This window comes from Lysinibacillus sp. FW12, from assembly GCF_050817245.1.
In the GTDB taxonomy this organism is placed as follows: Bacteria; Bacillota; Bacilli; order Bacillales_A; family Planococcaceae; genus Lysinibacillus; species Lysinibacillus irui.
The window spans coordinates 3,403,967-3,415,610 of the sequence record NZ_CP139094.1 but is presented as its reverse complement, the minus strand read 5'-3'; the positions used below and the strand labels follow the sequence as shown (position 1 = coordinate 3,415,610).

General features: G+C 38.2%; 16 protein-coding genes. 6 read left to right on the top strand and 10 right to left on the bottom strand.

Annotation, left to right across the window (positions count from 1 at the left end):
• Nucleotides 1-116: 116 nt before the first annotated feature.
• Together SJW71_RS17800 and SJW71_RS17795 are read left to right on the top strand one after the other, a co-directional pair.
• Nucleotides 117-869 (top strand): prepilin peptidase, encoded by a 753-nt coding sequence (locus SJW71_RS17800; RefSeq protein ID WP_341385782.1) that lies wholly within the window; start codon nucleotides 117-119, stop codon nucleotides 867-869.
• Between the two features lie 32 nt (nucleotides 870-901).
• On the top strand, nucleotides 902-1,624 hold the full coding sequence (locus tag SJW71_RS17795; RefSeq protein WP_274796153.1) for a gamma-glutamyl-gamma-aminobutyrate hydrolase family protein: 723 nt from the start codon (nucleotides 902-904) through the stop codon (nucleotides 1,622-1,624).
• A 109-nt stretch (nucleotides 1,625-1,733) separates the two neighbouring features.
• Here the strand turns inward: SJW71_RS17795 and lexA are convergent, their stop codons facing one another.
• Nucleotides 1,734-2,351 (bottom strand): transcriptional repressor LexA, encoded by a 618-nt coding sequence (gene lexA / locus SJW71_RS17790; protein ID WP_004232118.1) that lies wholly within the window; start codon nucleotides 2,349-2,351, stop codon nucleotides 1,734-1,736.
• A 165-nt stretch (nucleotides 2,352-2,516) separates the two neighbouring features.
• On the opposite strand from lexA, the gene yneA reads away from it, so the two are divergent.
• Both yneA and SJW71_RS17780 read left to right on the top strand, forming a co-directional pair.
• A complete protein-coding gene (gene yneA, locus SJW71_RS17785) occupies nucleotides 2,517-2,831 on the top strand; it encodes a cell division suppressor protein YneA (protein ID WP_312505368.1) in 315 nt (104 codons plus the stop codon).
• Complete coding sequence (locus SJW71_RS17780; RefSeq protein WP_312505370.1) at nucleotides 2,828-3,493, top strand: YneB family resolvase-like protein; 666 nt, start codon at nucleotides 2,828-2,830, stop codon at nucleotides 3,491-3,493. Before yneA ends, SJW71_RS17780 begins: the two co-directional genes overlap by 4 nt.
• Nucleotides 3,494-3,533: 40 nt before the next feature.
• Here SJW71_RS17780 and def read toward each other — a convergent pair whose 3' ends face one another.
• The 4 genes from def to SJW71_RS17760 form a co-directional block, all read right to left on the bottom strand.
• Complete coding sequence (def, locus tag SJW71_RS17775; protein WP_312505372.1) at nucleotides 3,534-4,106, bottom strand: peptide deformylase; 573 nt, start codon at nucleotides 4,104-4,106, stop codon at nucleotides 3,534-3,536.
• Complete coding sequence (locus SJW71_RS17770; protein WP_274797284.1) at nucleotides 4,099-4,290, bottom strand: helix-turn-helix transcriptional regulator; 192 nt, start codon at nucleotides 4,288-4,290, stop codon at nucleotides 4,099-4,101. Before SJW71_RS17770 ends, def begins: the two co-directional genes overlap by 8 nt.
• Nucleotides 4,291-4,380: 90 nt before the next feature.
• Nucleotides 4,381-4,920: a DJ-1/PfpI family protein gene (locus SJW71_RS17765; protein WP_407133166.1), complete on the bottom strand. Its 540-nt coding sequence runs from the start codon at nucleotides 4,918-4,920 to the stop codon at nucleotides 4,381-4,383.
• A complete protein-coding gene (locus SJW71_RS17760) occupies nucleotides 4,917-5,447 on the bottom strand; it encodes a GNAT family N-acetyltransferase (RefSeq protein ID WP_341385786.1) in 531 nt (176 codons plus the stop codon). The genes SJW71_RS17765 and SJW71_RS17760 overlap by 4 nt, the downstream gene beginning before the upstream one ends.
• 185 nt (nucleotides 5,448-5,632) lie before the next feature.
• On the opposite strand from SJW71_RS17760, the gene SJW71_RS17755 reads away from it, so the two are divergent.
• Together SJW71_RS17755 and tkt are read left to right on the top strand one after the other, a co-directional pair.
• Nucleotides 5,633-5,866: a DUF896 domain-containing protein gene (locus tag SJW71_RS17755; RefSeq protein WP_274796159.1), complete on the top strand. Its 234-nt coding sequence runs from the start codon at nucleotides 5,633-5,635 to the stop codon at nucleotides 5,864-5,866.
• 126 nt (nucleotides 5,867-5,992) lie between these two features.
• Entirely contained in the window at nucleotides 5,993-7,987 is a 1,995-nt protein-coding gene (tkt, locus tag SJW71_RS17750; RefSeq protein ID WP_274796160.1) for a transketolase, read from the top strand.
• A 41-nt stretch (nucleotides 7,988-8,028) separates the two neighbouring features.
• Here tkt and SJW71_RS17745 read toward each other — a convergent pair whose 3' ends face one another.
• The 5 genes from SJW71_RS17745 to SJW71_RS17725 all read right to left on the bottom strand — a co-directional run bounded on the left by SJW71_RS17745 (nucleotide 8,029) and on the right by SJW71_RS17725 (nucleotide 11,635).
• A complete protein-coding gene (locus SJW71_RS17745; protein ID WP_431811291.1) occupies nucleotides 8,029-8,367 on the bottom strand; it encodes a hypothetical protein in 339 nt (112 codons plus the stop codon).
• A gap of 190 nt (nucleotides 8,368-8,557) precedes the next feature.
• Entirely contained in the window at nucleotides 8,558-9,190 is a 633-nt protein-coding gene (locus SJW71_RS17740; RefSeq protein ID WP_322610477.1) for a response regulator transcription factor, read from the bottom strand.
• Nucleotides 9,165-10,205 (bottom strand): sensor histidine kinase, encoded by a 1,041-nt coding sequence (locus tag SJW71_RS17735; RefSeq protein WP_431811290.1) that lies wholly within the window; start codon nucleotides 10,203-10,205, stop codon nucleotides 9,165-9,167. The genes SJW71_RS17740 and SJW71_RS17735 overlap by 26 nt, the downstream gene beginning before the upstream one ends.
• Complete coding sequence (liaF, locus tag SJW71_RS17730) at nucleotides 10,202-10,894, bottom strand: cell wall-active antibiotics response protein LiaF (RefSeq protein ID WP_313470655.1); 693 nt, start codon at nucleotides 10,892-10,894, stop codon at nucleotides 10,202-10,204. The genes SJW71_RS17735 and liaF overlap by 4 nt, the downstream gene beginning before the upstream one ends.
• 102 nt (nucleotides 10,895-10,996) lie before the next feature.
• Complete coding sequence (locus SJW71_RS17725; protein WP_274796164.1) at nucleotides 10,997-11,635, bottom strand: PspA/IM30 family protein; 639 nt, start codon at nucleotides 11,633-11,635, stop codon at nucleotides 10,997-10,999.
• Between the last annotated feature and the right edge of the window lie 9 nt (nucleotides 11,636-11,644).

The window sequence follows — 11,644 nt, the reverse complement described above, 5'->3', positions numbered from 1 at the left end:
AATAGATTCTTTAATAACCTAACAATGTTAGAAGGACTTTTTATTGAACAATACTTACATGGATAGGTGAACCATACGATTTGTATGGGCTCCTATTGGTTTAGGAGGTCAAAAAAATGGAAATGGCTTATACAATCTTTATATTTTTATTTGGGCTTGTCTTTGGCTCTTTTTATAATGTGGTAGGTTTACGCGTCCCACAGAAGGAATCGATTGTCCATCCTCCCTCACATTGTACCAAATGTAATAGACAATTAAAGATGATTGATTTAGTACCAGTATTGTCTTATGTGTTTTTAGGGGGGAAATGTCGAACCTGTGGCTATACAATTTGTTGGATATACCCAGCAATAGAAATATGGACAGGTGTTTTGTTTGCCTTTGCTTATTGGCGGCTAGGTTGGGGCATAGAATTTATTGTAGCGCTTTTATTTATCTCCTTGTTCGTTATTATTATTGTTTCGGATTTAGCCTATATGCTCATCCCAGATAGGGTGCTTATATTCTTTTTACCATTCCTCGTTGTAGGTCGGGTACTATCGCCATTAACACCATGGTGGGATTGTCTTGTGGGTGCTGTCGTTGGTTTTGGCATACTATATGTTATTGCGGTTATATCGAATGGTGGCATGGGTGGAGGAGATATTAAATTATTCTTTTTAATTGGACTCGTTCTTGGCACAATCAATACACTGTTAACACTATTTCTGGCGGCAGTTATCGGTATGATTGTGGGGGTTATCATTTTGTTCAAGCGTAAGCAAGGAAGAAAAACACCCTTCCCCTTTGGTCCGTCTATCGCCTTAGCAGCGATCATTGTTTATTTTTATGGTGATTCATTAATCAATTGGTATTTAGGTTTTTGGTAATTGTCAATCTTCAAGTATATGGAGGGAAGCAAGTGAAACCGGTTATTGGCATTACAGCCTTTGTGGAGGATGATTTATCCGCTCATTTAAATGCTGCTTACAGTCAAAGTATTATTGAGGCGGGAGGAATTCCGCTTATTATTCCTTTAGGTGTTGAGGAGGATGCGGCTCAAATTTTAGCTCTTACAGATGGTTTATTGTTATCGGGTGGCTATGATGTGCATCCATTTCTATTCGGAGCAGAGCCATCACCAAAGCTAGGGAAAATTCATCCAGCGAGGGATACAGTTGAACTAGCTTTAATTGAAGCTGCTTTTATACGAAAAATGCCTATTTTCGGTATTTGTCGTGGAATCCAAATTTTAAATGTCGCATTAGGTGGTACTTTATATCAGGACATTGATAGTGACCATTTTAGTACGAAGTTGCTTAAACATGCACAGCAATCAGGTCGAGCTGTAGCTACTCATTATGTACAGATTATTGCAGATAATTTATTAGCAACTATTTTAGAACAAGAGAAAGTTGCTGTAAATTCATTTCATCATCAGGCTGTGAATGTTCTAGCAGAGAAATTAAAAGTAGCAGCGAAATCAAGCGATGGTATTATCGAAGCGGTAGTTCATGAAGATTTACCATTTTGCTTGGCAGTTCAGTGGCATCCTGAGGAAATGGCCATAGCAGGAGAAGAGAACGCTAAAAAATTATTTTCAGCATTTGTAGAGGCTAGCTTAAAGTTCAAAAAAGAAGCTTAGAAGGGCATAGAGTAAAGAATCCAATGCTAGTATGTGGATTCTTTTTTTGCGTAAAAAAGAGGATACATGCTCATAAGGAACATATAATCCTCGATACCTATTTTCGTAATTAATGCACACGACGGTAGAGACCAACAACTTGTCCTAAAATAGAAACTTGATCGACAATAATTGGCTCCATGGATGAATTTTCAGGCTGTAAACGGAAATGGTTTTTTTCTTTGAAAAAACGTTTTACAGTGGCTTCATCCTCAGCTGTCATAGCTACAACAATATCACCGTTATTGGCAGTTGCCTTTTGCTTCACAATGACTAAGTCCCCATCTAAAATTCCTGCTTCAATCATTGATTCCCCCATAATTTCAAGCATGAACAATTGATCTTCACTTGTGCCATACGTATCTGGTAGCGGGAAATACTCTTCAATGTTTTCAATAGCTGTAATAGGAGAACCGGCTGTAACCTTACCAACAAGTGGAACATGAATTACTTGTTGCTTTTGAATGGATTCTTCAGGCTCTAGAATTTCAATCGCACGTGGCTTTGTTGGATCTCGACGAATAAAGCCTTTTTGTTCTAATCGAGCTAGATGACCATGAACAGTGGAACTTGAAGCAAGTCCAACTGCTTCCCCGATTTCTCGTACTGATGGTGGATAGCCCTTAGCTCGTACCTCTTCTTTAATAAAAGCTAAAATATCCTCTTGTCTTTTTGAAACTTTTTTCATGAGTGCTCACCTCTTTTTTCTAATATCATTCTTCTTATTTGATAGTATAACAGAATGCGAACACGTATGCAAACATAGGTTCGAAAAGTGTTTGACAAAAACGTTTGTTCGCTTTATTATGAGAACATACATTCCGAACAAACATTCTAAAAAGGGGTTATGAACATGACATGGTTAAAGAAAAACACACATATTTCAATCTTGATGGGAGTTTGTCTACTATTTGCAGGATATCTTTACATTACTGATCCAGGACACGTTAGTTACGCTGAAATTCAAATCGAACACGGGGATAGCTTATGGTCGTTAGCAGAGCAATACCGTGGTAAAATGAGTACTGAAGATTGGATTAAGCTTGTGAAAACAGAAAATGAGCTAGCGGATATTAAAATTGTGGCAGGAAAATCTCTAGTCATTCCTGTAGTGAGTAATCAGGCCGATCCCATCAATACCATTGAAATTGCGAGAAACGAACAATGATCAATAATCAACTGTCGGCTGTTGTCTATTGCCGTGTAAGTACTGAAAAGGAAACACAAAGCTCGTCTTTAGAGCGACAACAAGAAGAGTTACTGCGCTATGCAAAAGAGCAAGGTTATGAGGTGAAGGGCGTTTTTAAGGATAAGCACAGCGGCTACGATGTAGAACGTGAGGGCTTACTTGAAATGCTTGATTTCATTAAAGAAAAGGGGATTAACGCCCTTTTTGTACAAGATGAAACACGTTTAGGACGTGGAAATGCAAGGATGGCTGTGTTGCATTTGTTACAAAAATCAGCAACAGATGTTTTCTCTATGCGTGATGCAGGACCGGTGCAACTAAACGAAATGGACACGATGCTGCTTGAGATTTTAGCGATAGTAGAGGAATACCAGCGTAGAATACATAATGCTAAAATACGTAGAGGTATGCGCCGTGCTGTAGAGAATGGCTACCGTCCTGAAAATAATTTATCGAATCGAGGTAACCCGCATGGTCAGGAGCGTAAGGAACTACCTGTAGATGAAATTGTCAAGCTGCGTAAACGTGGATTTACCTTTGAAGAAATTTCTATAACGCTTAGAGGGTTAGGTTTTGAAGTTAGTAAAGCGACTGTCCATCGCAGATTTCAAGAACATCAAGAAAGATTAGCAGGAAAATGATATAGCCTGCTAATCTTTTTTTATCTTCTGTACTTCGCTATTAATAGGAAGATAAGCTTTCTATGCTTACGTTAGTAGGTAGTTTAAAAGGGTGTTCTTTATTAATTCGGTCATAAAACATAATGCCGTTTAGATGGTCGATTTCATGTTGGACAACAATTGCACCATAGCCCTGTAACTGCACGATGATTTCTTGTCCATTAATGTTATAACCTTTAACCTTAATACGTTCATATCTTGGCACAAAACCATGAACTGGTCGATTAACAGATAAACACCCTTCTCCCTCTGGTAAATAAATCATATTTACTGAATGACTGATTATTTTAGGGTTGATCAACATCATTTCATAGTCATCAAAAAATATAGCAAACATTCGTTTATCTACGCCAATTTGGTTAGCTGATAGTCCACTTCCAGGTCGAAGCTTATATTTTTTTGCTAGATTTGGATCTTGGCTATTTTTTAAATATTGCAGCATTGATAATAATGTATATTGGTCTTCTTTTGTCACAGGGATTGTCACTTCTTGTGTTTGTTTTCGTAATAATACGGAGTCCTCTTTTACGAAATCTTTCATAGTAATCATATAATTAGGATGAAATCTATTCATAGATAAACACCTCATCAATACGACTATTGAGGACTTTAGCAATTTTAAAAGCTAACTCAAGCGTCGGATCGTACTTATCATTTTCAATACAATTGATTGTTTGTCTGACAACCCCGCATTCCTTAGCAAGAGCAGCTTGTGTTATTCCTAATCTTTTTCTCAAAACTTTGATAATATTCTTCAGATTTACCCCTCCATTTTTGTCCGAAGTATTAGACATTATTATAGCGAAAATCTACAAGAAATGTCCAAGAAATTAGACATGTGGAGTGTTTTATTTTTCATACCAGTTGGCATTAAAATTTAGATTTAGCGCTTTCCCTAAATTAATACCGAATTGAATAAAGGCTCTACCACGTGCTGTAATGATATGGCCGTCTTGCACAAAGAGTTCGTCAGAATAATGTCGTAGATCAAAAATCCCTAACTGTCTTATTCCATCTAAAGGCAAACCAACCGTGTATTGTTTGTTTGCTAAAATTCCAGCCTTTGCTAATAAATAGGGGGAGCTAGAGATACTTGCGATAATGCCTTCTTTATCGTGGATTGCACGTATAAAATCGAATATTTCCTGTTCTTGTTGTAGGCAAGATATGTCCATGCATCCTGGCAATACAAGACTATCAATATCAGCTAAGTTCGCCTCGCTTATTAGAGAATCCACTACACAGCATAAACCCGATTCCCCGCGTATTGGTTCATTGTTTAAACCTAGGGTGATGATAGGTTTGCCACCTTGCATTAATATAGACAAGGCCACGCTTAATTCATATTCACTAAATTGAGGGTATAATAATACAGCCGTTTTCTTCATTCACACTCTCCTTTGTTCGTCCACTCTTCCTGCAAAATGGCGTAATAAAATTCATCCCACCAATCTTCACCATGCGGTATACATTTTTTAAAAAAACCTTCACGTCGCATACCTATCTTTTCCATGACCCTATATGAAGCGATATTTTCGGGCTGACATGTTGCAATTATTCTATGAAGCTTCATTTCGGTGAAGCCATAATCTAAAACAGCACGCGCCGCTTCAGAAGCAAACCCACGGTTCTGATAAAGAGGATTTAAAACCCATCCGATTTCATAGGTATGTTCACCAAAGTATCGGTGAAAAACAATATGACCGATCACCAATTGTTGCTCTCTTAAAACAATGGCAAAATGTTTGGCTTGTACATCACTGTTTTCTATTATAAATTTTCGTACCTGTTCTTCATCGAAAACGCCTTCAGGCATGTAATGCATCACCGTTTTATCTGACAAATAGCTATAAATAGCAGGAAAATCTTTTGCTTCAAAATTTCTGATAAGTAATCGTTGAGTTGTAATATTCACGTTCATTCCCCCAATATCTATCAATTTTTCCCTTTTACTATAGTTATACACCTCTAACATCTGGAAGTCATGTGAATAATAGCAAAGAGGTGTTATTAAGGGTTGGTATAACTGCATTTTAAGGGAAACCATGCTATACTTTGCATACTGAAGTCTTTAAGATAGGTATTGAAAGGTGTGTAACAATGTTATCAAAAGAAAAAATTAATCGAATTAATGAACTTTCTGCCAAAGCAAAAAGTGGACAATTAACAGAGGAAGAGGCAAAGGAGCGAACAGCGCTTCGTAAGGAGTACTTAGATACGTTCCGAGCAACAATGCGCGATACGATTGAAAATGTAAAAGTGGTGGATGTAGAAGGTAATGATGTCACACCAGAGAAGGTTAGACAAGCGAAAAAAAATAAATTTCTAAATTAATGTGACACAATTCAATAAAGTATGTATGAAAAACCAAATAGTATAACAAAAGCATTGTTTTCTACAGCAATGTTGACTAAACTGTAAAAGAACAATATATAGGACGAGAAAGGATGTCACAATATAATGACTCAACATGCGGATCTATTAGCAATTAATGCTATCCGAACTTTGTCAATCGACGCTATTGAAAAAGCAAATTCTGGTCACCCAGGTTTACCGATGGGGGCAGCGCCAATGGCTTATACGCTATGGACAAAACAATTACGCCATAATCCAGCCAATCCAAAATGGTATAACCGTGATCGTTTTGTACTGTCAGCTGGTCATGGTTCAATGCTTCTATACAGCTTACTTCATCTTGGAGGCTATGGTTTACCAATGGAAGAAATTCAAAATTTCCGCCAATGGGATTCATTAACACCAGGACATCCTGAATACGGTCATACAGTAGGTGTAGAGGCAACAACTGGTCCTCTTGGTCAAGGGATTGCTATGACTGTTGGTATGGCAATGGCTGAGCGTCATTTAGCGGCTACTTACAATAAACCAGGTCATGACATCGTTGACCACTACACATTTGCACTATGTGGTGATGGTGACTTAATGGAAGGTGTAGCTGCTGAAGCTATTTCATTAGCAGGCCACTTAAAACTTGAAAAATTAATCGTGCTTTACGATTCTAATGATATTTCTTTGGATGGTGACTTAGAAAAGTCATTCTCAGAAAACGTGCAAAAACGTTTTGAATCTTATGGTTGGAATTACTTAAAAGTAGCAGATGGTACAGATGTTGATGCGATTAATGCTGCCATTGAAGAAGCGAAAAAATCAACTGGCAAACCAACATTAATTGAAGTAAAAACGGTTATTGGTTTTGGTTCTCCAAATAAATCTGGTAAAGCAGATTCTCACGGTGCACCACTAGGTACAGATGAAGTTGTTTTAACGAAAGCTGCCTATGAGTGGGCTCACGAACCGTTCAAGATTCCTGCAGAAGTATATGATACATTTACTGCTGCTGCTGAAGTGCAAGGAGCACAACCAGAGGAAGCTTGGAATGCTAAATTTGCAGCATATAAAGAAGAATTCCCGGAGTTAGCAGCTCAATTTGAAAAAGCAATGAATGGTGAATTACCAGAGGATTTTGCTTCTGAATTACCAGTATATGAGGCAGGTAAATCAGTAGCAACGCGTTCTTCATCTGGTGATGCGATCAATGCCATCGCAAAGAAAACACCATCTTTCTTTGGGGGTTCAGCTGACCTTGCCGGCTCTAATAAAACAACAATGAAGGGCGCTGGTGACTTCTCAGCAGACGATTATGCAGGTCGCAACATCTGGTTCGGTGTTCGTGAATTTGCAATGGGTGCTGCTATGAACGGTATGGCACTTCATGGTGGTTTAAATGTATTTGGTGGTACGTTCTTCGTGTTCTCAGATTACGTTCGTCCAGCAGTTCGCCTATCTGCATTAATGGGTCTTCCTGTAACATATGTATTTACACATGACTCAATTGCAGTAGGGGAAGATGGTCCAACTCATGAACCAATCGAACACCTTGCATCATTACGTGCAATGCCAAATCTATCTGTTATTCGTCCTGCAGATGCAAACGAATCAGCAGTCGCTTGGGAACTTGCAGTAGCTTCTGAAAAAACACCAACAGTTTTAGTATTATCTCGTCAAAACTTACCAGTACTTGACGCTTCTATTGAAACAGTACGTGAAGGTGTGACAAAAGGTGCTTATACAGTGTCTCCTGCTACAAAAGAAGTTGCAGATGCGATTTTAATCGCAACAGGCTCAGAGGTTTCACTTGCTGTTGAAGCACAAAAAGCATTAAAAGCTGAAGGAATGGATGTAGCTGTTGTTTCAATGCCATCTATGGATCGCTTTGAAAAACAAGATGCAGCTTACAAAGAATCTGTTCTACCAAAAGCTGTGACAAAACGTCTTGCTATTGAAATGGGTGCATCATTCGGCTGGCATAAGTATACTGGCTTTGAAGGTGATGTGCTTGCTATCGATAAATTTGGCGCATCAGCACCAGGTGAAGTAGTAATGGAAAAATACGGCTTCACGGTAGAAAATGTCGTAGCAAAAGTAAAAGCATTATAAAAGAAACAATGAATACCGCAACACTCAGTGAGCTTCTTTCTCTAATGAGTGTTGCGGTTCTTTTCTTTTTTATAGCTTTTTAGTACCGTAATGTATAAAGCCAAGAATTGAGTGACTAGAATACCCATGAAAAGGATAAAATCCTTTGTACTACTACCAATTCCTAATTCATCTACGATAATGGCAGAAAACCAAAGAAGCTGACCAGAAACGATGACGGTTAAGCTGGCAAAAATAGCACATAACCAAATGGGTGTTTTTTTGATGCAAACCATAATGAGTAGCAAAATAGAGAACAGAAAAATCACAAGAAAGATAGGATCAAGTAAGGAAAACACATTGTTTGTGACAAAGTTATGATAGGTAAAACGATGATCCATAAAAGAAATGCCCCCTTTTTACAAATATTAACGTATCTAATAAAAAAAGGTTCAATTTGTGAGTGGGGTAAAAAGAAGAGTGAGTAGTATATGATGTAATTGGTGCACGTCATCATGTAAGTGATCTACCAAAGTACCTCTAAAAGTATAAAAAACTGCATGCTAACATGCAGTCTTTTTATGTAGGAGGCTATTTAGCGAGCCCATTTTGAAAGGCGTAGACAACAGCTTGTGTGCGATCTTGCACTTCTAGCTTAGCCAAAATATTGCTTACATGCGTCTTTACCGTTTTTAAGGCGATATATAGCTCGTCGGCGATTTCCTGATTGGCTTTGCCCTGTGCCATCAGCAATAATACTTCCATTTCACGGTCAGTAAGTTGCTCGTAAAGGGGCGTATTATTACCGTGACGCATACGGTGCATCATTTTGGATGTTACCTCTGGCTCTAATACCGTTTCGCCACCTATTGTTTTACGGATAGCATCGGCAATTTGTTTTGCATTTGATGTTTTTAGAATATAACTCACTGCCCCAGCCTCTAAGGCAGGATAGACTTTATCATCATCTAAAAAACTAGTGACCATCATAATTTTTGCCTCAGGCCATGCCGCTAAAATTTCTGCTGTTGCCTCTGCTCCTGTCATGATCGGCATGACATTATCCATTAAAATTATATCAGGTCTAAGTGCAAGGGCACGTTCTACAGCCTCTTTGCCATTTTCAGCCTCTCCAACAACTGTAATATCCGGTTGTGCTGATAAATACGCTGAGACACCAATACGTACCATTTCATGATCATCCGCTATGAGCACTTGTATCATCGTCATTGATCTCCTCCTTTTGCAGTGGAATTTTAACCTCCACTATCGTTCCTTCTCCAGGCACTGACACAATTTTATAAGTGCAACCAATTTCAACTGCCCGTTCTGCTATATTTTGTAAGCCATAGGAAGTGGATTTATCTGCCTCTACATCAAAGCCTAACCCATTATCTTGAATTCGTAAAATAGCTAAGTCGTCTCGTGCAACTAAAAGTAACTCCACTTCACTTGCCTTAGCATGACGAAGTGTATTGGAGAGCGCTTCCTGAGCAATACGGAATAAATGGTCTTCCTCTGCCTTGGTTAAGGCCATTTCCTCTAACTCATATTCAATATGAAAATAAACTTTTTGCTGAAGCTCAATAATCAATTCCTCTAAGCCTTGTGCCAATGTTTTATTGTGTAGCGCTACAGGTCGTAAATGCAGCAATAATGCACGCATTTCAAGCTGAGCTTGTTGAACAATTTTCTCCACTTGTTTTAAACTCGTAGCATTTTCGTCATTTTCAGTTAATGCGGAGAGCAACATGGAGGCAGCAAACAGTTGCTGTGACACGGAATCATGCAGTTCTCGAGCAAGTCGTTGGCGTTCAGCAATTATGCGCTCCTGAATAATTTTGTCATTAGCTTCCGCCCGTTCATTAGATAAACGCTGTAAGCTTTTACGCTGTGTATCAATTAATTCACTTGTTTGAATAAGTGCTTTTTTTAATGGCTTTGGTAAAGCTTGCTTTTTAGGAAAAATAAAATCTGGCTCGATTAATTGCTTCACGATACGTGTTGCTTGAGCTTCTCGTGCACGAGCAGTCATACTAATCCAGCTAGCAAACAGGAAGCTGAGTGCAAAAAGGCTAACAACAATGATTCCACCTAGAGGAAAATTATCGTAATTCTGTTGCCATAAAGGCTCCCATGTTTTTTCGTCTGGGTTTCCCCAAACAGCCACAAGCAGCCCAAATGTAGCACTCATTAAAATGAAAAATAAAGTAAATAATCTTGAGATAAAGGCAATCATTTGCGTAGCACCTCCAAATCTCCAAGCCATGTTGCGACATGAATAATCAAAATACGTTTTGCATCCTCAGGGTTGCCATCGGAGAAGCTAACACTTTCATTTAATATACGTTGTGGCCCTACATGTAAGCATGTAAGCTCACCAAATAATGTTGTATAGTGTAAACGGAAAGGGATTTCATATGGAATATAGATCTGAACTTTGCCGATACCTTGCCGAATCGTAATAAGACTAGTACCAGCAGGTAAAATGGTTTGTGTTGTATCAATAGTTATATCTCCTGCAAGGCGTTGAATTTGGACATCTTGCCATTTATACGCTTCCGTAGGAGCAGGCATTGTACCGATTAAGTCATTTTTAGTCGCAGGGAGTTTTTCAAATAGCTCTGCACCAACCACTTTTGGTTCGTTTTCTCGTTGTAAGTATTGATAGAGCATATATAAGAGCATGATTACAATGAATAAACGTAAGCTCCACATAGTAAACAGAGCAACCGCAATAAAGAAAATTCCTGTCCATTTGAAAAAACGTACTTTTTTGGAAAAACTTAAATAGAGAAGTACTGCCCCAATCAATAAACAGAAGGCGCCACCATTATTAAAAATAGTGAGCTCGACAAAGACGAGTAAAAAGAAGCATAGTACCCAAAATGTGAGCTTATTAGTTGTGAAATTTTGCAAGAGGGTCACCCTTCCTTCTACTAATAGTATAAGAGAGGGAATGGGTCCCTCTAATTTAAAACGTGAAAGAATGCGCCTTATAAAGTTGGCGCATTGCTTTATTATATCATGTTATTTATTTTCAATTAGCAGTGGTGAGCTTTCTTCTGCTGCTTTTTTTTCTAATTCTGCCAATCTTGCCTCAAAAGTTGTAACTTCATGATCTTTGTCGATTTGGTAAGCTAATTTATCAATATAGGCTTCTAAATCTTCAAAATTTGTTTTATTGTTTTTGGCAATCATACCGTCCATTTGATGATGAGCACGTGTTACGTTTTCTTTCCCCATCAACTGTAATTGACGTACTTTCATGTCTTTAATTTTATGTTTCATTGTTTCGAATTTGCGCTCAAGCTCGAAGTATTCTCGTGTACTCGCCTCAATACTTGCTTGTAATGTATGGTTTCGCGCTGTGTAAGCTGTTACTTCATCTGTTGCGAAATCAATTAAATCTTGCTCTCCGCTAGTTGTTGCTAACGCTAATTGAGATTCACGTTTTGCGAGTAATTCAGCGTTCTCTTTAAATTCTTGCTCCAATTTTTCCTTTAATTGCCCTTGACGTTCTAATAATTTACCTGTTTGTTCTGTTTGTTTTTCTGCCTCGCGAATGTACTGGTTTAACATCGCAATTGGATTTTTTTGTTCCTTTTTATCAAATAGGTGATGTATGTCCGCCTCTACTGTATATCTAAAACGTTGAAATAAATTCATGTAAATTCG

Excerpts from the sequence above, each read along its gene's own strand:
- SJW71_RS17725 (WP_274796164.1), bottom strand. The coding sequence starts at position 11,635 with ATGAATTTATTTCAACGTTTTAGATATACAGTAGAGGCGGACATACAT.
- SJW71_RS17765 (WP_407133166.1), bottom strand. The coding sequence starts at position 4,920 with ATGAAGAAAACGGCTGTATTATTATACCCTCAATTTAGTGAATATGAA.
- lexA (WP_004232118.1), bottom strand. The coding sequence starts at position 2,351 with ATGAAAAAAGTTTCAAAAAGACAAGAGGATATTTTAGCTTTTATTAAA.
- SJW71_RS17735 (WP_431811290.1), bottom strand. The coding sequence starts at position 10,205 with ATGATTGCCTTTATCTCAAGATTATTTACTTTATTTTTCATTTTAATG.
- SJW71_RS17745 (WP_431811291.1), bottom strand. The coding sequence starts at position 8,367 with ATGGATCATCGTTTTACCTATCATAACTTTGTCACAAACAATGTGTTT.
- tkt (WP_274796160.1), top strand. The coding sequence starts at position 5,993 with ATGACTCAACATGCGGATCTATTAGCAATTAATGCTATCCGAACTTTG.
- def (WP_312505372.1), bottom strand. The coding sequence starts at position 4,106 with ATGAATAGATTTCATCCTAATTATATGATTACTATGAAAGATTTCGTA.
- SJW71_RS17740 (WP_322610477.1), bottom strand. The coding sequence starts at position 9,190 with ATGATACAAGTGCTCATAGCGGATGATCATGAAATGGTACGTATTGGT.
- SJW71_RS17780 (WP_312505370.1), top strand. The coding sequence starts at position 2,828 with ATGATCAATAATCAACTGTCGGCTGTTGTCTATTGCCGTGTAAGTACT.
- SJW71_RS17800 (WP_341385782.1), top strand. The coding sequence starts at position 117 with ATGGAAATGGCTTATACAATCTTTATATTTTTATTTGGGCTTGTCTTT.
- yneA (WP_312505368.1), top strand. The coding sequence starts at position 2,517 with ATGACATGGTTAAAGAAAAACACACATATTTCAATCTTGATGGGAGTT.
- SJW71_RS17755 (WP_274796159.1), top strand. The coding sequence starts at position 5,633 with ATGTTATCAAAAGAAAAAATTAATCGAATTAATGAACTTTCTGCCAAA.